The following is a 22,589-nucleotide window of genomic DNA, read 5'->3' as shown; positions in this document are numbered from 1 at the left end:
ACGGGTCCTGCTGAGATGGCAGCCACCAGGCATAACGGTCCGGACCTCACCGGACTCAGCGTGGTGCTTCCGCGTACCCCGGACCGGGCCTCGGCCATGGTCCGGGAACTGGAGGACTGCGGTGCAGCGGTAGCGCTGATGCCGCTGATCGACTTCCAGTTCCCCGCGGACACGGCGGCACTGGACGGAGCACTGAATGCGCTCAGGGCAGGCCGGTTCGCCTGGGTGGTGTTCACTTCCGTGACAACCGTCCGGGCCGTCACGCACCGGTGTGCTGCCCTGGGGATCCTCCCCGGATCCGTGGTTCCGGCGGATACCCGGATCGCGGCGGTGGGTGCGGGCACCCGGCATGCCTTGGAGGAGGCAGGTTTCGACGTCGATTTTATGCCCGACTCGGACCAGTCTGCCCGCGGACTGGCTGCGTCCTGGCCGGACCCCTCCGGCTCAGACCCCGAAGGGGGAGACCTGCGGGTCCTGCTGCCCCAGGCGGACATTGCCGACCCTTCGCTGCATGACGCGCTGACCGCCCTGGGCTGGGAGGTGCGTGCCGTCACCGCTTACTGCACCGTTGATTTCCCGGCGCCGGGAATGCGCTTCACCCCTGAGGTTCCCGCTGACGGACTCCTGGACGCTTCGGCGTTCCGCGCCCTGGCGCCTGCCGGGCCCCGTGCCGTCGTCCTGACCTCCCCGAGCATTGCCCTGCGTTTCGCGACGCGGTGTTCCCCGGTACCTGCGGGCACACTGCTGGTGGCGATCGGAGACAGCACAGCCGCGCAGATGCGCGGGCTTCACCTGCCGCTGCATGCCGTGGCGGAACACCCGACTCCCAAGGGAATAGCGCAGGCACTGTCCGTTGCTATGTCAACGGGCTCCAAAAACTAGCTCCACCAATACCGGAAGGCAGACTTACCTCTATGAGCTTCCCCCAGCACCGTCCCCGCCGGCTGCGCACCACACCCGCCATGCGCCGCCTGACCGCCGAATACCGGCTCGATCCGGCCGAGCTGATCCTGCCCGCCTTTGTTCGCGAGGGGATTACCGAACCCAATCCGCTGACCTCCATGCCCGGCGTTGTCCAGCACACCATGGACTCCCTGAAGAAGGCCGCCGCGGAAGCAGTGGAACTCGGGGTGGGCGGCATCATGCTCTTTGGCATCCCCGCTGAACGCGACGCCGTGGGCAGCGCCGGCACGGACCCCAACGGCATCCTCAACCGCGGCATCGCGGCGGTGCGCGAAGAAGTGGGCGACGAGCTGGTGATTATGAGCGATGTCTGCCTGGATGAATTCACCGACCACGGACACTGCGGGGTGCTGGATGACAACGGCGTGGTGGATAACGACACCACGTTGGAAATCTACGGCCGGATGGCTGTGGAGCAGGCCCGCGCCGGCGCCCACGTCCTGGGCCCGTCCGGCATGATGGACGGCCAGATAGCCGTTATCCGCCAGGCTCTGGACGAGGCCGGCTACCAGGACGTTTCCCTCTTCGCCTACGCCGCCAAGTACGCCTCGGCGTTCTACGGACCGTTCCGTGAAGCGGTGGACTCCCAGCTCAAGGGCGACCGCCGGACCTACCAGATGGAAGCTGCCAACCGCCGTGAGGCGCTTCTGGAAGTGGAGCTGGACCTCGAAGAAGGCGCCGACATGGTGATGGTCAAGCCGGCCATGAGCTACCTGGACGTGCTGGCCGACGTGGCCGCGATGTCACCGGTGCCGGTGGGCGCTTACCAGATTTCAGGCGAGTACGCGATGATTGAAGCTGCCGCCGCCAACGGCTGGATTGACCGCCGCCGGGCCATCGAAGAGTCGGTGCTGGGCATCAAGCGGGCCGGCGCGAACATGATTCTCACCTACTGGGCCGCCGAGCTGGCAGCCTGGCTGAAGGAAAGCAAGTAATGTCCTCACCTGTAACACCGTCCTCCAATGACGAGCTTTTCGACCGTGCCCGGGCCCTGATGCCCGGCGGCGTGAACTCCCCGGTCCGGGCCTTCGGCTCGGTGGGCGGCACGCCGAAGTTCATGGTCTCCGCCAAGGGGCCGTACATCACCGACTCCGAGGGCCGCGACTACGTGGACCTCGTCTGCTCGTGGGGTCCGGCGCTGGTGGGCCACTCGCACCCGGACGTACTGGCCGCCGTGCACGCGGCCGTCGATAACGGGCTCTCCTTCGGCGCTTCCACCCCCGCCGAGGCAGAGCTGGCGCAGCTGGTCATGGACCGCGTGCCGGCTGTGAAGCGCCTGCGCATGGTTTCCACCGGCACCGAAGCCACCATGACCGCCATCCGGCTGGCCCGTGGCTACACCGGCCGGAACCTGGTCATTAAATTCGCCGGCTGCTACCACGGACACCTGGACGGCCTGCTGGCCTCCGCCGGCTCCGGCCTGGCCACGCTGGCCCTGCCCGGCTCCGCCGGCGTCACGGCAGCCACCGCTGCCGAGACCCTGGTGTTGCCGTACAACGATGTTGCCGCCGTGGAAAAGGCCTTTGCCGAGCACGGCTCCGACATCGCCGCGGTCATTACCGAGGCTGCCCCCGCCAACATGGGCGTGGTGACCCCGGACGAGGGCTTCAACGCCGCACTGTCCCGCATCACCGCCTCGCACGGTGCCCTGCTGATCCTGGACGAGGTCCTCACCGGCTTCCGCACCGGGCCGGCCGGCTACTGGGGCCTCACCGGCGGCGCAGCCGACGCGGCGGAGCGCTGGACGCCGGACCTGTTCACCTTCGGCAAGGTCATCGGCGGCGGCATGCCCGTGGCGGCCCTGGGCGGCCGCGCCGACGTAATGGATTATCTGGCCCCGCTGGGACCGGTCTACCAGGCCGGAACCCTCTCCGGTAACCCGATCGCCATGGCCGCCGGCGTCGCCACGCTGAAGGCAGCCACCGCCGAGGTTTACGCCACGGTGGACGCCCGCAGCGCGGAGCTCTCCGCCGCGGTATCCGCCGAACTGGACAAGGCCGGCGTGGACCACAGCATCCAGCGCGCAGGCAGCCTGTTCAGTGTCGCCTTCGGCACCTCCGCCACCGGCGTGCACAACTACGAGCAGGCCCAGGCGCAGGAAGCGTTCCGGTACCGGCCGTTCTTCCACTCCATGCTGGACTCCGGGGTGTACCTGCCGCCGTCGGTCTTCGAGGCATGGTTCCTTTCCGGTGCCCACGACGACGCCGCGATGGACCGCATCTACGCGGCGCTGCCGGCAGCCGCCAAGGCGGCCGCTCAGGCGCAGCCCTGATCCCGGGATCCTGACAATAAAAAACCCCGCACCTGGCAGGTGCGGGGTTTTTTATTGTGCCTGTGGGCTAGAACGCAGCGGTCACGTCGCCGTTCGGCCAGGTTTCTTCAATGAAGGCCTTGACCTCGGGGGAGTGCAGCAGCTCTTCGAGCTTGTCGATCCGGGCATCCTTGCTGCCGGTCTTCCAGACCAGGAAGTTCGCGTAGGGGTTCTCCTCCACGGACTCCACCAGCAGGGCGTCATCGGTGCTCAGCCCCGCCTCGAGGATGTAGTTGCCGTTGATGATAGCCAGGTCCACCGTGGGATCACTGAGATCGTTGACCAGCAGTTCGGGCTGGTTTTCCTGGAAGTCCAGGTTCTTCGGGTTCTGCTCGTCGGTGAGGGTGAGCACGGAGGAATCCTCGGCAATGTCTTCGACGAGGCCTGCATCTTCGAGCATCTTCAGGGCACGGGCCTGATTGGAGGGATCGTTGGTGACCATGACGCGGGCACCGTCTTCAATGCTGGAGACGTCCTTGTGCTTCTCCGAGAAGGCGGCGTACGGCTCCACATGGATGCCGGCACCGTGCTCGAAGTCGTAGCCCTGGCTTTCCATCTGGGATTCCAGGTACGGCAGGTGCTGGTAGTAATTGACGTCGCTGTCGCCGTCATTCAGGGAGATGTTCGGCGTGATGTAATCGTCGAATTCCTGGATCTCCAGTTCCAGCCCGGCCTCTTCGGCGAGGTTGTCACGGACAAATTCCAGGATCCGGGCGTGCGGCGTCGGGCTGGCGCCCACGGTCAGGGTTACCGGATTGGCGGGGTCAAGGCTCTCCACGGCGCTGGGGGCGGAATCGGATCCACCACAAGCCGTCAACGCCAGAGCCGTGGCCACACCGGTGGCAACGAGGGTTAGTGCTTTACGCATCGAGTGCGTTCCTTTCGCGAAACCCGTGACGGAACTCCGCCCGCGGGTGGGGTGCAGCTAGCGGCTACTGGCTGCAGATCCGGGAATCAGTCCGGACGCTGCCCGGACTGTGCGGAAAACTGAGGGAATCAGACTGCGGCACCGTCCCGTTCGCGGTCCGCTCCGCCGGCAGGGCGCACGGCTGCTTCGGCGTCGGTACCCGGGACAGCGGCGGCCGGACGGCGGCGCCTGCTGCTGCCCGAGGCTGAACGGTGGTCCACCCGGCGGGAGAACAAGTCGCCCACCAGCTGGATGATCTGTACCAGCGCCACAATGACGACAATGGTCACGAGCATTACCTGCGTGTCGAAACGCTGGACGCCGTAGTTGTAGGCCAGCCGGCCCAGGCCGCCGCCGCCGATGATGCCGGCCATGGCCGAGTATCCGACCAGGGTCACCATGGTGGTGGTCAGGGCAGCCACCAGGCCGGGCATGGCCTCGCGCAGCAGGACCTTGGAGACCACCTGCATCTTGGTGGAGCCCATTACCAGGGCGGCATCGATCTTGCCGCCGGAGACATCACGCAGGGCGTTTTCCACCAGGCGGGCGAAGAACGGAATGGTGGCGATGCTCAGCGACACGGACGCGGCCACCGGGCCGATGGAGGTTCCGGTAACCAGCCGGGCCAGCGGGATGAGGGTGACGGCCAGGATCGCGAACGGCACCGACCGGGTGATGTTCACGATGATGTCGCTGACAATCCGGTTCGTGATGCGCAGCGGCCGCAGCCCGCCCGGTGCGCTGGTGTGCAGGAACACGCCCAGCGGCAGGCCGATCAGCAGCGTAAAGAAGCCGGAGATGCCAACCATCTGCAGGGTTTCAACCACTGCTTCGGGCAGTGCCTTGGTAATACCGGGATTGTCGAAAAGCTCGTTCAGGAAGTTCATGCGGCCACCTCCACGGTGACGCCCTGCAGGGCGAGGTATTCATGGACGGCGGTCATGTCGGTGTGCGTGTCCAGCTGGATGCGCAGCCGCCCAAAGCGGGTACCGGCCAGCAGCTCAACGCTGCCTGCCAGGACGTTGACGTCCGTGTCGAAGCGGCGGGTCAGCGCCGAGAGCACCGGGTCCGACGTGGTCTGGCCGGTAAACAGCAGTTCCAGCACCGGTCCGCCCGGGGACGGGGGAGTGGCCGGCAGGGGAATGAGCTGCTTGGCGAGCCGGCCGCGCAGATCCGAGGCAACCTCGCGCAGCGGTCCGTGCTCCACGACGCGGCCCGCCTCCAGCAGGGAGACGGAATCGCAGATGCGCTTCACCACGTTCATTTCATGGGTAATGATCAGCACCGTCAGGTCCAGTCGGCGGGTCAGGTCCGAAATCAGATCCAGGATGTCATCGGTGGTTGCCGGGTCCAGGGCGGACGTGGGCTCATCACAGAGCAGGACATCAGGATCCGAGGCCAGTGCCCGGGCAATGCCGACGCGCTGCTTCTGGCCGCCGGAGAGCTGGGCGGGATAGGCGCCGGCAAAACCTTCCAGTCCCACCAGGCCCAGCAGTTCCCGCACCTTGGCGTCGATGACGCTCTTTTTGGTTCCCACCAGTTCCAGGGGATGGGCGATATTGGCTGCCGCAGTCCGGGAATCCATGAGGTTCGCGTGCTGGAACACCATGCCGATGCGGCGTCGGGCCGCGCGGATCTCAGAGTCCTTTACGGCCGTCAGTTCGCGTCCGTCGATGGTCACGGAGCCCGACGTCGGCCGGTCCAGCAGGGTCAGGCAGCGCACCAGCGTGGATTTACCGGCACCTGAATGCCCGATGATGCCGTGGATGGAGCCTTTCGGCACGCTGAGGCTGACGCCGTCCAGGGCGGTGACATCGCGCTCACCCTGCCGGTAGACCTTGCGGAGGTCGGTAACTGTGATCATTGGTCCTCGTCATGTGCGTAAGCGGCCGGACAGGGGCGTGCCTGGAGAGGGCACTCAGGGGTGCCGTGGCCAAGGGCCGGCCGTGCGGAGGGTGCCCGCCAATCTCGTGGCGCGGGGCGGGATGCGCGCGCATGGTGCGCGGGTACGCCCGGGCGCCATCAGCGCCTGACACAACTACCAGTATCTCATGACACCAACAGGCGTCCTGCCAAGGTGACGGCCTGTGACGACGGGCCAAAGACAGGTCAGGCCGGGGCCGGCACCGCCAGCGGATCAAGGTCCGGTGCCTGGCGCAGGGGCCAGGCGCCGTCGATCACGGCCTCCGGATCCCGGCGCCGCAGGTATTCCTGGAAGCTGGCAGCCTGGCCGGCGGCCCATCCGATCTGGTACTGGTGCAGTTGTGCGGCTTCGCACTGCAGTTCCGGGTACTTCGCTGCCATGACCGCTGCCACGGACAGCGTGGCGGCAACGTCCGCAGCCGACGTGTGGGCATTCTCAAAACCGACACCGTAGTGTTCCGCCATGGCCGTGAGGGTGCGCTTGCCGCGGCGGAACCGATCCACCTGCTTGTCCAGGATGTACGGATCAATCACCGGGAACGGGGTCGGGGCGGTGAGGCCGAAGCGCTCACATTCCCGTGCCAGGACCGTGAAGTCATAGCAGGCGTTGAACGCCATCACCGGGATCCCGGCGGCGAAGAAGCCGCCCAGCACTTCGGCGACTTCCGCGGTCACGGATGCCGGCGATCCGCCCTCTGCACGGGCACGCTCGGTGGTGATCCCGTGAATGGCGGCCGCTTCCGCGGGAATGGGTATTTCCGGATTGGCCAGCCACTCATGGTGCTGCAGCGTGTCACCCCTGCCGTTGACCAGAATGATGGACGCGGTGACTATCCGCGCGGTCTGCGGGTCCCGGCCCGTGGTCTCCAAATCGAAGGCGGCCCGGGGGAGTTCATGCCAGCTGTTCATGCATCAAACGTACCGGCGGGCACCGACAATCCCGGAATTGGCGGGGTGTGCCGCGGCCTCGGTACCCTACTGGATATGCAGGCGGAGTATGCGGATGCGGTGCTGTCAGTAGCGGATCTCATTCCGTCCGGCCAGGTGCTGTCCTACGGCGACATAGCCGAACTGCTCGGAACAGGCGGCCCCCGCCAGGTCGGTGCGGTGATGTCCGCCCGCGGATCGGAGGTCTGCTGGTGGCGGGTACTGCGTGCCTCCGGTCAGCCGCCCCGGTGCCACGGCGGGCAGGCATGGGAACACTACCGGCGGGAGGGCACCCCTGTTCGGGGAACGGCCGACGACGGCGGCAACGGTTACCGGGTGCTGATCGGTACGGCGCGCTGGCAGCCGACGGAGGAGCAGTGGAGGTTCCTTGATGAGCTCCGGAACCGGCTTCGCCAGGCTGCGGATCCCGTACCCGGCGCCGCACCACACGCGGGTTCGGCGGATAACAGGAATGTCAGTGGGTCATGATGAAGTGGAGCCATGAGCGTTAAACTCCAACTCGTTTCACCGGCTGCTGCTGCAGCCGGTGCCCCGCAGCTCAGTGCTGACCAGCAGGCCGTGGTGGACCTTCCCGCCGGAAGCGGTCCGGTGCTGGTGCTCGGGGCACCTGGAACGGGTAAATCCACCGTCCTGGTGGAAGCCGCCGTCGCCCGCATCGAACGGGACGGGCTGGATCCCGCGAACCTGTTGATGCTCGCTCCGACCCGGCTTGCCGCGGCGGGGCTGCGCGATGCACTGTCCGCGCGGCTGCAGGGAACACTAAGCACCGCTCCGGCGCGGACCTGGGCGTCCTACGCCTTCGACCTGATCCGCCGCGCCAAGACCGAAGGTAGGCTCCCGTACCTCACCCGTGCGCCGAAACTTCTCTCCGGTGCCGAACAGGACGTGATCATCAAGGAACTGCTGGCCGGACACGGGCAGCATGGCGTTCCGCAGCTGCCGTGGCCCGAGAGCCTGGACCTTGCTTTGGGCACCCGCGGGTTCCGGCAGGAAATCCGTCAGCTTTTCGACCGGGTCATCGAATACGGCATTTCCGCCCAGGAGCTGCGGGAACTCGGACAACGGTACGGCCGCCCCGACTGGGTGGCGGCGGGAGACCTCTATGCCGAGTACCGCGATGTCCTGGACCTGCGGATGCCGGAGTCCTTCGACCCGGCGGGCATCATTACCTCCGCGCTAAACATCCTGCGCTCCGATCCGGAGTTCCTGGCCGCCGAGCAGGACCGCCAGCAACTGGTGCTGGTGGATGACCTGCAGGAAGCCAACCCCGCCATCCACAGCCTCTTCGCACTTCTGGCCGGCACGGGGGATTCCGTGGCCACGGCGTGCCCGGACACTGTGGTCCAGGGCTTCCGCGGTGCCCGCCCGGACCTGGTGGGCAAGCTGGGCAACCGTTTCCCCGGCGGTATTCAAACGCACGTCCTCACTACTTCGCACCGGCTGACCGGTGAACTGGCCGGGGCCTGGACCCGGACCGCCGCACGCATATCCGTGGTGGGGTCACTGCCGTCCTACCGCACTGCGGTTGCCGATGCCCGGTTCCCGTTCCACAAGGCAGCCGCAGGCCCTGCGGCTGCCGGCGCCGCGGACCTGCCCGAAGCTGCGGATCCGGCCCGAACTCCGGATCTGCCCGATTCCGGGGACGAAGCACCCGCTCCCGCCCTGGTCCCCGCCGCCGAAGCCCACGTCGTGGATTCGCCCATGCATGAGCAACGCTATGTTGCCCAGCGGATCCTCGAAGCCCAGCTGCTGCAGGGGCGCTCGCTGGAGGACATGGCAGTGATCGTCCGGACCGGTGCGCAGCTGGCCGCACTGCAGCGTTATCTCTCGGGCCAGGGAATTGAGGTCAAGGTTCCGGTTGCCGAAAAGGCGGTCCGCGACGAAGCCGCCGTCCGTCCGCTGCTGGACGCCTTCGCCGTCGTCCTCGATCCGGACCTGCTGACGCCGGTACTTGCTGTTTCACTGCTGACCTCCCGCATCGGCGGTGCCAGCACCCTGGAACTGCGCCGGCTGCGGCAGGCGCTGCGGCGCGAGGAACTCAGCGGCGGCGGCGGGCGCACCAGCGACGTGCTCCTGGTGGAATCGCTGCTGGACCCGGAATCGTCGTCAGGGCTGGCGCTTGCCGGCCTGCAATGGGATGCCCGAACCGCGGCCCGGCGCATCGCCGGAATGCTCATCGCCGGACGGAAGGCAGCAGCAGAACCCGGGGCCACCGCGGAAACAGTTCTCTGGGCGCTCTGGTCAGCATCGGGCTGGTCCAAAAAATGGGCCGAGACGGCGCTGGCGGGCGGTCCCGCCGCGTCCCGTGCGGACCGGGACCTGGACGCCATCATGGCCCTGTTCCAGACTGCTGAACGCTACGTCGACCAGCTGCCGGGCTCCACTCCTGCACAGTTCCTGGATTACCTCACGAGCTCGGAGCTGCCGATGGATACGCTGGCTGCCCGGGCCCAGCGCCGGGAAGCGGTGGAACTGCTTACTCCCGCCAGCGCGGCAGGACGTGAGTGGCCAATGGTCATAGTGGCCGGGATCCAGCAGGATGTTTGGCCCAACCTGCGGTTGCGCGGGGAACTGCTGGGAAGCGGGGAACTGGTGGCGGCGGTGGAGCACGGAGACAGCTTCCGGGCCCACCGCGACCCGCTGACCCTGATGCAGTCCATCCGCTTTGATGAGCTGCGCAGTTTTTCCACTGCCATCTCGCGGGCAACAGAGGTACTGATCTGTACCGCGGTGTCCTCCGAGGACGAACAGCCTTCGCAGTTCCTGGACCTGGTGGCGCCGCTGGAACCGGGCGCCGAGAAACGCGCACGCACCGAGGTACTGCGGCCCAGCACGCTGCGCTCGCTGGTGGCGGAACTGCGCAGGTACGCCCAGCAGCCCGACGCCGACCGGGGTGCGGCGGATGAAGCGGTGTACCGGCTGGGCACCATGCTCAATCACCAGGTTCCCGTTCCGGGCGCGCACCCTGATTCGTGGTGGGGCCTGGCGTCGCAGTCCACGGACGAGCCGATCCTCCCGCCGGATGCCCCGATCCCCGTGTCCCCTTCCAAGGTCGATGCCGTCCTGAAGTCGCCGCTGAGCTGGTTCGTTTCCGCAGCGGGTGGTGAGCAGGCGACGGATTTTGCCCGCTCACTGGGGACGCTGGTGCACGCCATTGCCCAGGACATGCCCGACGCCGCAGGCAGCGAATACGTAGCCGAGCTGCAGAAGCGCTGGCCGTCGCTGGGCATGAAGGAGAATTGGGAAGGCCAGATGGACTTCCACCGGGCCGAGACAATGGTCCGCAAGCTCGCCGAATACGTGATCAGCATGCGCCGCAGCGGACGGTCCCTGGCCGGCGTGGAACAGGACTTCGAGGTGGAGCTGCCGGTGGAGATCAACGGTGCCGAACGTACGGCCCTGCTCCGCGGCCAGATTGACCGGTTGGAGAAAGACGCTGACGGACGGCTGTTCATTGTGGACCTGAAAACGGGCAAGTCTGCGCCGAAAAAGGATGACCTTGCGGGCCATCCGCAGCTGGCGGCCTATCAGGAGGCTATCCGTGAGGGTGCCTTCCCGGAGGCATCACAGGCCCCCGGCGGTGCGGCGCTGGTGCAGCTGGGTACCACCAACAAGGGCGTTTCCGTCCAGGAGCAGCCACCGCTGGATCCGGAGGATACCTCGGCACGTGACATGGTCCGGGAGGCCGCCCGGCTGATGTCGGCAGCGTTCTTCGAAACGGTTCACGATCCCGGCCGCAGCGGGTTCGGCGGCAACGGCTGCCGGCTGCCGGAAATCTGTCCATTGTGTGCTGAAGGAAAGCAGGTCACTGAATGAGTGCCGTCACTGACGAGGGCTCCAGCGGAGCGCCGGAGGCTGCACAGGCGCCGAAGTACAGCGCCCGCGAGCTTGCCGAACTGCTGCACACCGATCCCCATTCCTCGGTGCAGTACCCCACACCGGACCAGATCGGCATTATCGAAGGTCCGCTGGAGCCCCTGCTGGTGATCGCCGGCGCCGGGTCCGGGAAAACCAAAACCATGGCCGACAGGGTGGTCTGGCTCGTGGCCAACGGGCTGGTCCGGCCGGAACAGATTCTGGGCGTGACCTTCACCCGGAAAGCGGCGGGCGAACTCGCCAGCAGGATCAGGGGACGCCTGAACCTGCTGTACCGGCAGCTGGACGGGGCCGAGGGGCAGGCCGGAGACAACGGGGAACCAGGTCCCGGCGGTGACGAGCGCCTGGACCCCAGCGTTTCGACCTACCACTCCTACGCCAACGGAATCGTCAACGACTACGGTCTGCGGATCGGGGTGGAACGTGATTCGGTGATGCTCGGCGGTGCCCAGGCCTGGCAGCTGGCCAACGAAGTGGTGGAAGCCTACTCCGGCGAATACGACCATTTCACTGCCGCGAAATCCACCCTGGTCAATGCCGTCCTGCAAATGGCGGGGGAGTGCTCCGAGCATCTGCGCACACCAGCCGAGGTGCGGGCCGAGCTTCAGACGCACGTAGATGCGGTTTCTGCGCTGCCGTATCACTTCGGCAAACCCAAGGAGCCCACGCAGGCTGCCCGGAAGCTGCTCAACCGGCTGCGTACGCGCATCACGGTAACGGAAGTGGTGGAAGCGTACCGGCGGGCCAAAGCCGAGCGCCGGCAGCTGGACTTCGGTGATCTGGTGGAGCTTGCTGCCAGGATTGCCGCCACCATTCCCGAAGCAGTGGAAATGGAACGTGCCAAATACAAGGTGGTCCTGCTGGACGAATTCCAGGACACTTCCCACGCGCAGATGGTGCTCTTCTCCAGCCTGTTCGGTGACGGCCGGGCCGTGACGGCCGTAGGCGACCCGCACCAGTCCATCTACGGTTTCCGTGGCGCCTCCGCCGGCCAGCTGGGGACGTTCCGCGAGAAGTTCCCGCTGATAGGCGAACACCGCAGGGACCTGGCGCCGCTCGCGAACCTGTCAGTGGCCTGGCGTAACTCCACATCCGTGCTGGCCGCCGCCAACACGGTTGCCGGGCAGCTCAACGATGCTGCCCCCTGGCTGAAACACCAGCGGCTCCCGAACGTGCCCGCACTCGAAGCCAAGCCGAACGCGCCGGTCGGCGAAGTCTATTTGGGGCGCTACCTGTGCGACGTATCGGTGGAACCGGGCAAGGGCAACCCGGAACGGATTCTCGGAGAAGCTGAAGCCGTGGCAGAGCAGGTGGCCTACCACCGGGAGCGGTTCTTCGAACGCGATGAGCGGAACCAGGGGGTCCGGCCGACCGTGGCTGTGCTGTGCCGCGGACGGAAGCAGTTCGAACCCATTCGGAAGGAACTGGAACTGCGCGGCATTCCCGTGCAGATCGTTGGACTCGGCGGACTGCTGTCAACACCGGAAGTCGTGGACCTCCTGGCTGTCCTGCGGGTGCTGGGCGATCCGGGGCGTTCGGACTCGATGCTGCGTATCCTGGCCGGGGCGCGCTGGCGTCTGGGCCCGGCAGATCTGATGGCGCTGGCTGATTGGTCCCGGCACCTGGTCCGGGTCCGGGAACGGGCAGTGCGGGTGGCCGATGCTGCGGAGATTCACGGTCCGGACGAAGCGCCGGACCTCGTGGTGGAGGCCGATCTCGTGGAGGCAGGGAGCCTTGTGGAAGCTGTGGATTCCCTGCCGCGGCCCGGCTGGGTTTCCAATGCGGGCCGGTCCCTTTCCGAAGAGGGCCTGCGCAGGCTGACAGTGCTGCGTGATGAACTGCGGGACCTGCGCGGGTTTGTGGGCGAGGACCTGACCACACTGATCGGGGAAGTGGAGCGGCGGATCCTGCTGGACATTGAAGTGGCGGCCAAGCCCGGTGTCACGCTGCACGAATCCCGCCGCAACCTGGACGCCTTCATTGACGCTGCAGCCACGTTCAGTTCTGCTGCGGAACGGGTGGACCTGGCCGCGTTCCTGGCCTGGCTGGAAGCCGCCGACAGTGAGGAAAACGGCCTGCCCGTCACGCCGCTGGAACCCAGCCGCGAAGCGGTGCAGCTGCTCACCGTCCACGCCTCCAAGGGCTTGGAATGGGACATTGTGGTTGTCCCCGGCCTGAATGAAGCATCCTTCCCCAGCGATAAGGATTCACGCTGGAGCAGCGGCGACGCGGCCGTGCCCTGGACCCTTCGGGGGGACAGCCTGGACCTGCCGCAGTGGGAATGGGACCAAATTGACCAGAAGACCTGGCTGGAGAGCGAAAAGCTCTTCAGCGAAGATGCGAAGGGGCACGCAGAGCGGGAGGAACGCCGGCTTGCCTACGTGGCCTTCACGCGCGCCAAATCGGTGCTGATCTGCACTTCCTCCGCCTGGGGCGGCGGACGCTCCAAACCGCTGGCACCATCCCGGTACCTAAGGGACCTCTATGACCTGGAGCAGGAGGGCGCAGCCGGTTACCGGCTCCTGCAATGGGTCAGTCCCGAGGAAGAAGGGACCGAGAACCCGGCGAACGCTGAAGCGGAACGGGCGCGCTGGCCGCTGGATCCGCTGGGAGCGCGCCGCCCGCGGATGGAAGCGGCGGCCCGGTCCGTCCTGGCTGCTGCGGAGCGGCAGGCCGCTGACCGTGCCTTGTCCCCGGACGGCGCGGATGTCCCGGTGCCGGACGGCCGCTGGGGGCGGGAAACGGAGCTGCTGCTGGCTCGGCACCGGCCGCCGAATGAAGTGGTGCAGGTGGAACTCCCCGCCCACATCTCGGCGTCCATGCTGGTGGACCTGAAGGATGATCCGGCTGAGGTGACCCGTCAGCTTCGGCGTCCGGTTCCCCGCCAGCCCGGTATGGCCGCCCGCAAGGGCACCGCTTTCCACGCCTGGGTGGAGGAGTTCTTCGGTAGCAGCGGCATGCTGGATATCGACGAGTACCCCGGGGCTGCCGACGCATACGTGGATGAGGCGTACCAGCTCGAGGACATGATGGCGACCTTCGAGGCATCCGAATGGGCGCAGCGGACGCCCGCCTATATTGAGGTTCCGGTGGAAACCAAGGTGAACGCCGTGGTTGTCCGAGGGCGTATCGACGCGGTTTTCCAGGACGCCGACGGCACCTGGGACCTGATCGACTGGAAAACCGGTGCCCCGCCGTCGTCCTCGAAGCTGGACGTCCGCGCCGTGCAGCTGGCCGTGTACCGGCTTGCCTGGTCCCGGCTGAAGGGTGTGGCGTTGGAGAAGGTCCGCGCCGCGTTCTATTACGTGGCGGCGGACAAACTTATCCGGCCGTTCAACCTGGCCGGGGAAGCCGAGCTGGAGCGCATCATCGGTGAGGCAGCGAAGACCCCGTCCGCCGGATTCTGACCCGGCGGACAGGGTGGCTGGGGCTTTCGCCTACGGGACTGCCCGCCGGAGGGTGGCGTAGGACGTCAGCGCAAGAAGCGCTCCGGCAGCAAGCACCCAGCCGGCGAGGGAGAGCGGTGTCAGTTCCATGATCCAGGCACCCACTGACGGCCAGGCGTCCTGCCAGGTGATCAGGGCGATGACTCCCAGCAGCACTGCCCCGACTCCGACCAGAGCCGTGGTCAGGCCGACGGTCCGCCACCGCTTGTAGATTGTCGAACTCCAGAAGCCCGCCAGGAACAACAGGATGGTGACTGCGAAGTAGAACAGGATCTGGGTGTACCAGGCGCCGTCCGCAATCCACGGGATGGCGAAGATGGCTCCGCCCATGCCCCACCCGTCGGTGGCCTGCTCGATCAGCCCCAGGATCCAGTACACAACTGCCAGTACCAGGGCCACACCGGCGAACAGCCCCACGGTCCCCATGTAGAAGGAACGCCGGCTGGCACTCATGGCCTGGGAGAAAGGGAAGAGCAGTGTCATGGCTTGGATGCCGAGTGCAAAGAAATACCACATCACGGCCTGCCCGGAGCCTGAAATGACGGTGGTGGCGTCATCAGGGACCATGGCGAAGATGGCCAGGGAAATCAATGTTGAGGCCACGAGGATGATGAGCGGGGTCCACAGGTAGATCCACTTGTTGGTCAGCTGCATCCTTGCAACGGCTAGTGACTGGTTCATTTGAACGCCTCCAGGCTAGGTGCGCCGGTGCCGGGTTTCTCCAGGCCATCGGGTTGCAGGGATTTCCTGACAACGAGTTGCTGCAGGGACACGGGTGTCAGCTGCAGTCCGAGTTCGGCGGCTTCCCGGCGCTCGCCGTCGTCCATTCGGTGCTCCAGGGTCAGCGACACGAGCGATCCCAGGGATTCGCGGTGCAACACCGTCCGGCCGGAAGCGAAGGCCTCCACGACTTCCGCCGTTCCGGTCACGGTGATGGCACTGCCCCGGATGTTCTCGGCGTCATCGTCCAGGACTATCCGGCCGTCGTCGATCACGATGATGTGTTCCAGCAGATTGGCCACCTCATCGATCAGATGTGAGGAAAGCAGGATGGTGCGCGGGTGTTCGGCAAAGTCCTGAACCAGCCGGTCATAGAAGATCTGGCGGGCAACGGCGTCGAGGCCCAGATAGGGTTCGTCGAAAAACGTGATGTCTGCGCGCGAAGCCAGTCCGAGGATCACGCCGACGGCGGAGAGCTGGCCGCGGGAAAGTTTCTTGATCCGGCGCTTCAACGGGAGGTGAAAGTCTTCCGCGAGGGAGGCGGCGTATCCGGCGTCCCAATTGGGGTAGAACAGCCGGGCCGACGCGAAGGCATTCGCGGCCGTGAAGTCATCCGGATACTTCTGCGACTCGCGGACAAAGCACAGCCTGCGCAGCACCCGCTCATTTTCGAAGGGGTGTTCCCCAAAGACCCGCACCTCACCCGCGGACTCAAACCCCTGGGCGGTCAGGATCGACATCAGCGTGGTTTTACCGGCCCCGTTGCGGCCGAGCAGCCCGTAAATCCGGCCGCCGGAAATGCTCAGGTTCACATTGTCGAGCGCTAGCTGGTCCCGGTAGCGGCGTGTCAGGTTCCGGGTTTCTATCACGTTCTCGGTGCCGGCGGTCATGGCGCCATGCTCCCTTCGGTGTCGGCGGTGCTGCGGTGGATTAAGCCGGAGAGCTGCTCGTCATCGATCCCGAGCCTCCGGGCTTCGAGAGTCAGCGGACGGACATACTGCTGATAGAACTGCTCGCGGCGCTTCTTCAGAACGGCTTCCCGGGCGCCGGGGGCAACAAACATGCCGATGCCGCGGCGCTTGTAGAGGATGCCTTCATCGACCAGGAGGTTGATCCCCTTGGCTGCGGTTGCCGGGTTGATCCGGTAGAAGGCGGCGAACTCGTTGGTGGACGGCACTTGGCTTTCCTCTCTGAGGATTTCGTCAAGGATGTCGCCTTCGACGCGTTCTGCGATCTGCTGGAAGATCGGCCTGCTGTCATCAATCAAAGCGGCTCCTGCGCTGGGTACCCGGGATCGAACACGAATCCCGCCCGGGTGGTTATTTGGTTCATTACTTGTGTAACTAACCATAGGACCATTGTCTGGTTGAGGCAAGACTCCTGCCCCACGGGTTTTCGGCAGGCGTCACCGCACAGCAGAAGTCTCTGGGCAGCAAGAGTCTCAGGGCAGCAAAAGTCTCAGCAGCAAAAGTCTTAGGGCAGCAAAAAAGGTGCCCCGCCGGGGCGGGGCACCTTTTAGTGGAGGATCCGGCGGACTACTTGTCCGGGACCGGAGCCAGGGGCAGGGACGTGGTGGCAGGGCCGGCAGGGCCGGGCTTACCCGCCGTGCCGTCGCCGTCTTCCGGGCTGCCCGGCTCCGCCGTATCCCCGAGCCTGTTCTTCGGTTTGCGTGCGGTGTCTGCGTCGGCGGCGATCTTTTCTTCGTCGCCGGTGTCCCCGGCGGGTGAGGATCCGGCCTTGTCCTGTTCCGCCGGGTCCGTGTCCGCTTCCGCGGCGTCAGGTGCCGTAGTATCCGGTGCTGTCGTTTCGGGTTCCGTGCCATCAGCGCGGGCCGGCAGCGCAATGACCTCGGCCAGGGGTTCATCCGATCCGGCGGTTTTCCCGGCGGAGGTGTCCTCGCCGGGAGCATCCGGGCGGGTGATCGCGGGAGCGGAGTCCGGCGCTATCGGGGCGACCGTTACCTTGGCCTTCCCCTTCGAAGCAACGGAGGTTTCGACGCCGGTGGTCCCGGTGGTGGAGGCAGGGCGTTCCGCCGTGGAGGCGGCCGCCGGTGAAGACTCCGATGCAGGGGTTACCGTTCCCTCCGGCCGGGCGACCGAAGCGCGTGCCTCTGCTGCCCGGGCCTGCCCCGAGCGTTTGTCGGCGGCTTCCTGGGCACGCACGTCCTCTTCCAGGGTGCGGAGCATCTCCACGGCTTCGTCCACCATGGCGTCATTCTCCGCGGCAACGCCGCGCACCAGCCACTGGGCCAGGGCAAACTCGGCGGACAGGGCGGCACGGCGGATCAGGTGCGGATCCTCCGGATCCTTGCCGGCTTCGAGATAGGCCTCATGCACGTTCCGGGTGAAGCCTGGATCATTGGCGGCAATCAGCCAGGCGAAGTCGTCAGCCGGGTCGCCGACGCGAAGATCCGTCCAGCCGGTAACGGCACTGACCCGCTCGCCGGTGAGCAGGATGTTGTCTTCATGCAGGTCACCGTGAACCACTGTTGGCTTGAACCGCCAGAGCGAGACATCCTCGAGGGCATGTTCCCAGCGCCGCAGCAGCACGGAGGGGATCTTTCCGGTGGTGGCGGCCTGGTCCAACTCGTTCAGCCGGCGCTGGCGGAATTCATTGGCACTGTAGCTGGGAAGGTCCGCCTTGGTAACCAGGTCGCGGGGGAGGGCGTGGACGGCGGCCATGGCCCGTCCGATCTCCGCCGCCACGGACTTTCCGGCAGTCATCAGCTGATCGATACTGCGCGTGGCTCCGGGCAGATGGGAATAAACGAACGTGCACAGCTCGCCCTGACGGACAGTTCCGGCAACATAGGGAAGCGCAAACGGCAATTCAGCCCGGACCGCAGGCACGAAGGTGCGCAGCACCAGCAGCTCGGTTTCCAGCCGCATGCTGGCTTCGAGGTGCTTGGGGGACCGGACGCGCCACCGGCGCCCGGCATCGTCAACCAGCAGCGCGGCGTCGAAATCCGCGGCGTCGTCGGGGGAACCGGCAACGCCGGTGGGGGTCAGCCCTGGGACGGCAGCGCTGGCCATTGCAGCCAATTCCATGGGGGTCCGTTTCACATCTTCAACCGTATGGGCAGATGTGTCCCGAATAACCATTGTGCGGCGGCGAGTCGCCCAAACCGTGAGGAAAACCTCAGGCCGGGTAGTGCCCTGCGGCCCAACTACAGTTTCGGGGGGAGTAGTCAGTACGGTGGTGGTATGAGTATCCCGGCACCGGCAGCAGAAGTTTCCCCCCTGGGCTTGTTACCGCTGGCCCGGACAGCCGTGGACCGCGGCTCCGCGCGACGCGTCGCCCCTGACCTTTTCGAGAAAATCCGCGGTGCGGCCGGAACCCGGGTTATGTACTTCGCCCAGGGCAGGACGCTCGTCCGGGACTCCGTACTGGTTCTGCAGGAGCCGCCTGAAACCGGTTTCGGCGAGGTGCCCGTCTATCTTGGCCGCACGCTGGAGGCAGCGCAGGTGCCGCTGGGGACCGACGTCGTGCTGGTAACACTGGCCGAGCCCGATCCTGCGCTCGCGGTAGACGGCGCAGCCTGGGTAAGCCTTCGTCATGCGGCCACGGAACTCGGTGCCCTGGATGCGGGCCTGTTCGTGGAGGCCGCGGCCATCGCGAACTGGCACGCGGGGCACACCCACTGTCCGCGCTGCGGCGCCGGAACCGTTCCGGAGCAGGGCGGCTGGGTCCGCCGCTGTCCCGAGGACGGCAGCTCGCATTTCCCGCGCACCGACCCGGCCATCATCGTCTCCGTTATCGACGCCCAGGACCGGATCCTGCTCGGTTCCGCGGCAGCCTGGCCCGGCAACCGCTATTCCACGCTCGCCGGTTTCGTGGAACCGGGCGAGTCGCTGGAGGCGGCGGTGATCCGTGAGGTGGAGGAGGAGTCGGGTGTGGTTGTCCACTCCCCGCAGTACCTCGGTTCCCAGCCGTGGCCGTTCCCGTGTTCACTGATGCTCGGGTTTACTGCCCGGGCCGGGGATTCCGTGGCGCAGGCCGACGGCGTGGAGATGTCCGATGTCCGCTGGTTCAGCCGCACCGACCTTGCCGACGCCGTGTCCAGCGGCGAAATTACCATTGCCGGCCCCATCTCCATCGCCCGGAACCTGATCGAGCGCTGGTACGGCGGGCCCATCACCGAACCGGAGGCCAACGCCCGCGCATGAGCAGCGAATCACCCGAAGCACGCATCCTGTCCGGCCTCGACGACGAGCAGCGGGCAGTGGCCACCACCCTGACCGGCCCGCTCTGCGTCCTGGCCGGTGCCGGTACCGGCAAAACCCGTGCCATCACCCACCGGATGGCCTACGGGGTGGCCACAGGCGTCTATAAACCGCAGCAGGTCCTGGCCGTGACCTTCACGGCGCGGGCGGCGGCGGAAATGCGTACCCGGCTGCGTGACCTCGGCGCCCACGGCGTCCAGGCCAAAACCTTCCACGCCGCAGCGCTCAAGCAGCTGCAGTACTTCTGGCCGCACACTGTTGGCGGAGCCCTGCCGGGGCTGCTGGACCACAAGGCACAAATCATCGCCGAAGCAGCCCGCAGGCTTCGGCTGTCCACGGACCGGGCCGCCATCCGCGACGTGGCCGCGGAAATCGAGTGGGCCAAGGTCTCCATGCTCACACCGGACAGTTATGTCCGTGCAGCTGCTGACCGTGAGCCCCCGGCTGGGTTTGACCTCACGGCCATTTCACGCATTTTCCAGTCCTATGAGGACGTGAAAGTGGACCGGAACATCATCGATTTCGAGGACGTCCTGCTGATTATGGTGGGCATCCTCCAGGAGGACGAGCGGGTCGCTGCCATGGTGCGGGACCAGTACCGGCACTTCGTGGTGGACGAATACCAGGACGTTTCCCCGCTGCAGCAGCGGCTCCTTGACCTGTGGCTCGGTGCCCGCGACGAGTTGTGCGTGGTGGGCGATTCAAGCCAGACCATTTACTCCTTCACCGGTGCCACGCCCCGGCACCTGCTTGAGTTCACCAAGCGCTTCCCGAACGCCGACGTCGTCAAACTGGTCCGTGACTACCGTTCCACTCCCCAGGTGGTGGGGCTGGCAAACCGGATCCTTGCAGCGCGTACGGCCGAGGGGGAGCGCAACCGGAACGCTCCGTCCTGGCCCACACCGCTGGAGCTCGTGGCACAGCGTCCGGCCGGGCCGGAACCCACCTTCACCGAGTGCGCCGACGACGAGGCAGAGGCCGCGCATGTCGCCTCCTCCATCAAGGCCCTGATAGCCCAGGGAGTCCAGGCCAGCGAAATCGCGGTCCTTTTCCGCACCAACGGACAGTCGCAGGCCTATGAGCAGGCCCTGGCCTCCGCGGGGATCGGCTACCAGCTGCGCGGCGGTGAAAGGTTCTTCGCCCGGCGCGAGGTCCGCGACGCGGTCCTGCAGCTGCGGGCGGCATCCCGGTCCGTGGGCAACGAACCGGTGCCGCAGCTGGTGCGGGACATCCTGGCCTCGCTCGGCTACACACCGGAGGCACCGGCGGGCGGCGGAGCCACCCGGGAACGCTGGGAGTCACTGGCTGCCCTGGTGGCGCTGGCCGAGGAACTGCAGGTAACCCGTACCCGTGACCCGGACAGCATCTTCACCATGCAGGATTTCGTGGCCGAGCTGGAGGAACGGGCGGCAGCGCAGCACGCCCCCCGGGTCCAGGGCGTCACGCTTGCCTCCCTGCACTCCGCCAAGGGTCTGGAATGGGACGCGGTGTACCTGGTGGGGCTCAGCGAAGGACTGATGCCGATCTCCTTTGCCGACACCGCTGAGGCCGTTGATGAGGAACGCAGGCTCCTGTACGTGGGCATCACACGTGCCCGTGAGCATCTGGCACTGTCCTGGTCCACGGCGCGGACGCCGGGCGGCCGTGCCAACCGGAAACCGTCCAGGTTCCTCGACGGGCTGCGTCCGCGCACCGAGCGTGACACTGTCCGGACGGCGGGCCCGGCGAAGCAGCCCAGGCGCAAGGTCACCGGGCCGGCAAAATGCCGCAGCTGCGGGGCTCTGCTCACCACCGGCGCCGAACGCAAGGTGGGCCGCTGCGGTGACTGCCCGGTGACCTATGAAGAAGCGACCTTTGAGGCTTTGCGGGAGTGGCGCCGGGAAGCGGCGCAGGAGGCCGGGATCCCCGCTTTTGTTGTGTTCACCGATGCGACCCTGGTGGCCATTGCCGAAGACCGCCCGCCGTCATTGAACCGGCTGGCAACGCTGCCCGGCGTCGGTCCGTCGAAGCTGGAGCGCTACGGCGAGGCGGTGCTGCAGGTACTCTCCCAGGGCACCGACTCCTAGGCTGCATGCCCCGGCCGCCCGGCACGGGTTTCGCGGTGCTGCAGCCGGCACCCGCAGGCCGGGTGGTAGTCCAGTTCCTGCAGCCGCGAAAAGCCGTCCGAGGTACGCAGTGACAGGACTGCGGAGAGCAGGGCGGGCTGGTTGATGCCGTCGAGGAAGACCAGGGCCGCCAGGGATGCCGCTCCCGCCGCGAGGGCCGCGCCTGCCGCTTCCTCACCTTCGGGGATGGCACACTCCGCGTTCCCGGCGGGACTCCGGACAGGACCCGCGCCTGAGCGTTGCCTGTCCTGGCCGGCGAGGGCCTCGACCGCCGCGTACCAGCCCGGGTCCGAGTCCGCGCGCCGCCGGTCCAGGCATTCCAGGCACGGCGTTGCTCCCGGCACCAGCAGCGGGCCGACATCCCAGCCGGTTTCGTTGACGGACAGGAGGAGGCTGGGCACGCCGGGCGACGTCCCCGGTTCGCTGCCTCGGGGAACGGCCCCCACAGCCCTCACCGTCACCGCGAGATCCACTGCCCGGGGCTCCGTGCGCTCCCCGCCATCGGTGACCGTCAGCACCTGCTGGGTGGGATCAATCCGGAACAGATGCCGCTTAACCGCTGCAGCCCGGTTCATCCCGATATCCGTCACCGCATAGGCGGTGCCCACATCGGCAGGGGCCACCACGGCAGGATCGCGCAGGAGCAGCCGGCCTACCCCTGCGGTGGCGAGCGTACGGGCCAGCAGTGCCCCGGCGCGGCCGAGACCGTCAATAAAAACCGTTGCCTGCGACCGGCGTCGGACGGGTTCCTCGCCATTGATGCCATAGGCAGCGGAAAGGCGCCGGCCATCGGGAGCCAGGCGTTCGGAACGCAGCGAAGGAACCGGCGGGGCAGAGACCTCATGCGGGACCAGAAGGGGGCGGAGCGCCTCTATCAGTGCTGCTGCCCGCTCCCGGGGCACCCGCAGCGCGGACGCAGCAGCGGCTTCCGTACCGTCGGGCACCCCGCCGCGAAGCGCTCCCAGGAAGGCAACATCGGCATCCTGGAGATTGCGCAGGAGCAAGGAACCGGAGCCTATCCCCAGCTGCCTGGCCCGCGGCGAAATGTTGAGTACATGGATTCCCGGATTGATGCGCATGGTCTGCTCCCTGCGGTGTGCACGACGCCGCCCCCAGCCGGCCCAACTGCAGACCATGCTGGCACGCGGGCCCGCGGGGCCGGCGGTT

At 66.8% G+C, this 22,589-nt stretch carries 16 protein-coding genes and 1 pseudogene; 8 read left to right on the top strand and 9 right to left on the bottom strand.

The annotated features are described in order from the left end of the window. Window positions 1-15: 15 nt before the first annotated feature. From MUK71_RS11930 to hemL, 3 genes are read left to right on the top strand one after another with little or no spacing between them, the layout of a single operon-like run. Window positions 16-882 (top strand): uroporphyrinogen-III synthase, encoded by an 867-nt coding sequence (locus MUK71_RS11930; RefSeq protein WP_227929556.1) that lies wholly within the window; start codon window positions 16-18, stop codon window positions 880-882. 32 nt (window positions 883-914) lie between these two features. After that, window positions 915-1,898, top strand: a complete 984-nt coding sequence (hemB, locus tag MUK71_RS11925; RefSeq protein WP_227903598.1) for a porphobilinogen synthase — start codon at window positions 915-917, stop codon at window positions 1,896-1,898. Next, on the top strand, window positions 1,898-3,235 hold the full coding sequence (gene hemL, locus MUK71_RS11920; RefSeq protein ID WP_227903595.1) for a glutamate-1-semialdehyde 2,1-aminomutase: 1,338 nt from the start codon (window positions 1,898-1,900) through the stop codon (window positions 3,233-3,235). Before hemB ends, hemL begins: the two co-directional genes overlap by 1 nt. Window positions 3,236-3,302: 67 nt before the next feature. Here the strand turns inward: hemL and MUK71_RS11915 are convergent, their stop codons facing one another. From MUK71_RS11915 to MUK71_RS11900, 4 genes and pseudogenes are all read right to left on the bottom strand, one after another. Beyond that, window positions 3,303-4,142 carry a MetQ/NlpA family ABC transporter substrate-binding protein gene (locus MUK71_RS11915; protein ID WP_227903592.1) on the bottom strand — a complete coding sequence of 280 codons (840 nt, stop codon included), beginning with the start codon at window positions 4,140-4,142 and terminating at the stop codon, window positions 3,303-3,305. A 248-nt stretch (window positions 4,143-4,390) separates the two neighbouring features. After that, window positions 4,391-5,068: pseudogene (locus MUK71_RS11910) on the bottom strand (methionine ABC transporter permease); the annotation flags it as partial. Next, complete coding sequence (locus MUK71_RS11905; RefSeq protein ID WP_227929558.1) at window positions 5,065-6,045, bottom strand: methionine ABC transporter ATP-binding protein; 981 nt, start codon at window positions 6,043-6,045, stop codon at window positions 5,065-5,067. The gene MUK71_RS11905 and the pseudogene MUK71_RS11910, both read right to left, overlap by 4 nt. A 245-nt stretch (window positions 6,046-6,290) precedes the next feature. Then, complete coding sequence (locus MUK71_RS11900) at window positions 6,291-7,013, bottom strand: 3'-5' exonuclease (protein WP_227929559.1); 723 nt, start codon at window positions 7,011-7,013, stop codon at window positions 6,291-6,293. Between the two features lie 75 nt (window positions 7,014-7,088). Between MUK71_RS11900 and MUK71_RS11895 the strand changes: the two genes are divergently transcribed. From MUK71_RS11895 to MUK71_RS11885, 3 genes are read left to right on the top strand one after another with little or no spacing between them, the layout of a single operon-like run. After that, window positions 7,089-7,520, top strand: coding sequence for an MGMT family protein (locus MUK71_RS11895; RefSeq protein WP_227929560.1), 432 nt, complete (start codon window positions 7,089-7,091; stop codon window positions 7,518-7,520). A 12-nt stretch (window positions 7,521-7,532) separates the two neighbouring features. After that, window positions 7,533-10,868 (top strand): ATP-dependent helicase, encoded by a 3,336-nt coding sequence (locus MUK71_RS11890; protein WP_227929561.1) that lies wholly within the window; start codon window positions 7,533-7,535, stop codon window positions 10,866-10,868. Then, window positions 10,865-14,335 carry an ATP-dependent helicase gene (locus MUK71_RS11885; RefSeq protein WP_227929562.1) on the top strand — a complete coding sequence of 1,157 codons (3,471 nt, stop codon included), beginning with the start codon at window positions 10,865-10,867 and terminating at the stop codon, window positions 14,333-14,335. The genes MUK71_RS11890 and MUK71_RS11885 overlap by 4 nt, the downstream gene beginning before the upstream one ends. Window positions 14,336-14,365: 30 nt before the next feature. Here the strand turns inward: MUK71_RS11885 and MUK71_RS11880 are convergent, their stop codons facing one another. The 4 genes from MUK71_RS11880 to MUK71_RS16285 form a co-directional block, all read right to left on the bottom strand. Continuing rightward, window positions 14,366-15,055 carry a hypothetical protein gene (locus tag MUK71_RS11880; RefSeq protein WP_227929563.1) on the bottom strand — a complete coding sequence of 230 codons (690 nt, stop codon included), beginning with the start codon at window positions 15,053-15,055 and terminating at the stop codon, window positions 14,366-14,368. Then, entirely contained in the window at window positions 15,052-15,984 is a 933-nt protein-coding gene (locus MUK71_RS11875) for an ABC transporter ATP-binding protein (protein ID WP_227903572.1), read from the bottom strand. Before MUK71_RS11875 ends, MUK71_RS11880 begins: the two co-directional genes overlap by 4 nt. Then, on the bottom strand, window positions 15,981-16,361 hold the full coding sequence (locus MUK71_RS11870) for a GntR family transcriptional regulator (RefSeq protein WP_227903570.1): 381 nt from the start codon (window positions 16,359-16,361) through the stop codon (window positions 15,981-15,983). Before MUK71_RS11870 ends, MUK71_RS11875 begins: the two co-directional genes overlap by 4 nt. A 268-nt stretch (window positions 16,362-16,629) precedes the next feature. Next, window positions 16,630-18,141, bottom strand: coding sequence for a phosphotransferase (locus tag MUK71_RS16285; RefSeq protein WP_341482049.1), 1,512 nt, complete (start codon window positions 18,139-18,141; stop codon window positions 16,630-16,632). A gap of 156 nt (window positions 18,142-18,297) precedes the next feature. Between MUK71_RS16285 and nudC the strand changes: the two genes are divergently transcribed. Beyond that, complete coding sequence (gene nudC, locus MUK71_RS11860) at window positions 18,298-19,260, top strand: NAD(+) diphosphatase (protein ID WP_227903567.1); 963 nt, start codon at window positions 18,298-18,300, stop codon at window positions 19,258-19,260. Then, complete coding sequence (locus tag MUK71_RS11855; RefSeq protein WP_227903565.1) at window positions 19,257-21,383, top strand: ATP-dependent DNA helicase UvrD2; 2,127 nt, start codon at window positions 19,257-19,259, stop codon at window positions 21,381-21,383. Before nudC ends, MUK71_RS11855 begins: the two co-directional genes overlap by 4 nt. On the opposite strand, the gene MUK71_RS11850 is transcribed toward MUK71_RS11855, so the two are convergent. After that, on the bottom strand, window positions 21,380-22,501 hold the full coding sequence (locus tag MUK71_RS11850) for a ThiF family adenylyltransferase (RefSeq protein WP_227929564.1): 1,122 nt from the start codon (window positions 22,499-22,501) through the stop codon (window positions 21,380-21,382). The two genes, MUK71_RS11855 and MUK71_RS11850, sit on opposite strands and share 4 nt — an antisense overlap. Window positions 22,502-22,589: the final 88 nt, after the last annotated feature.

Origin of the sequence: Arthrobacter zhangbolii (assembly GCF_022869865.1) — a bacterium.
Lineage (GTDB): Bacteria > Actinomycetota > Actinomycetes > Actinomycetales > Micrococcaceae > Arthrobacter_B > Arthrobacter_B zhangbolii.
Note: the sequence above shows the minus strand (reverse complement) of the source record. Positions and strands in the feature narration are given on the sequence as shown.

Coding starts and splice junctions, on each gene's coding strand:
- MUK71_RS11850 (WP_227929564.1), bottom strand. CDS start 22,501: ATGCGCATCAATCCGGGAATCCATGTACTCAACATTTCGCCGCGGGCC.
- nudC (WP_227903567.1), top strand. CDS start 18,298: ATGAGTATCCCGGCACCGGCAGCAGAAGTTTCCCCCCTGGGCTTGTTA.
- MUK71_RS11885 (WP_227929562.1), top strand. CDS start 10,865: ATGAGTGCCGTCACTGACGAGGGCTCCAGCGGAGCGCCGGAGGCTGCA.
- MUK71_RS11880 (WP_227929563.1), bottom strand. CDS start 15,055: ATGAACCAGTCACTAGCCGTTGCAAGGATGCAGCTGACCAACAAGTGG.
- MUK71_RS11855 (WP_227903565.1), top strand. CDS start 19,257: ATGAGCAGCGAATCACCCGAAGCACGCATCCTGTCCGGCCTCGACGAC.
- MUK71_RS11905 (WP_227929558.1), bottom strand. CDS start 6,045: ATGATCACAGTTACCGACCTCCGCAAGGTCTACCGGCAGGGTGAGCGC.
- MUK71_RS11890 (WP_227929561.1), top strand. CDS start 7,533: ATGAGCGTTAAACTCCAACTCGTTTCACCGGCTGCTGCTGCAGCCGGT.
- MUK71_RS11895 (WP_227929560.1), top strand. CDS start 7,089: ATGCAGGCGGAGTATGCGGATGCGGTGCTGTCAGTAGCGGATCTCATT.
- MUK71_RS11915 (WP_227903592.1), bottom strand. CDS start 4,142: ATGCGTAAAGCACTAACCCTCGTTGCCACCGGTGTGGCCACGGCTCTG.
- MUK71_RS11900 (WP_227929559.1), bottom strand. CDS start 7,013: ATGAACAGCTGGCATGAACTCCCCCGGGCCGCCTTCGATTTGGAGACC.
- MUK71_RS11875 (WP_227903572.1), bottom strand. CDS start 15,984: ATGACCGCCGGCACCGAGAACGTGATAGAAACCCGGAACCTGACACGC.
- MUK71_RS11930 (WP_227929556.1), top strand. CDS start 16: ATGGCAGCCACCAGGCATAACGGTCCGGACCTCACCGGACTCAGCGTG.
- hemB (WP_227903598.1), top strand. CDS start 915: ATGAGCTTCCCCCAGCACCGTCCCCGCCGGCTGCGCACCACACCCGCC.
- hemL (WP_227903595.1), top strand. CDS start 1,898: ATGTCCTCACCTGTAACACCGTCCTCCAATGACGAGCTTTTCGACCGT.
- MUK71_RS16285 (WP_341482049.1), bottom strand. CDS start 18,141: ATGGAATTGGCTGCAATGGCCAGCGCTGCCGTCCCAGGGCTGACCCCC.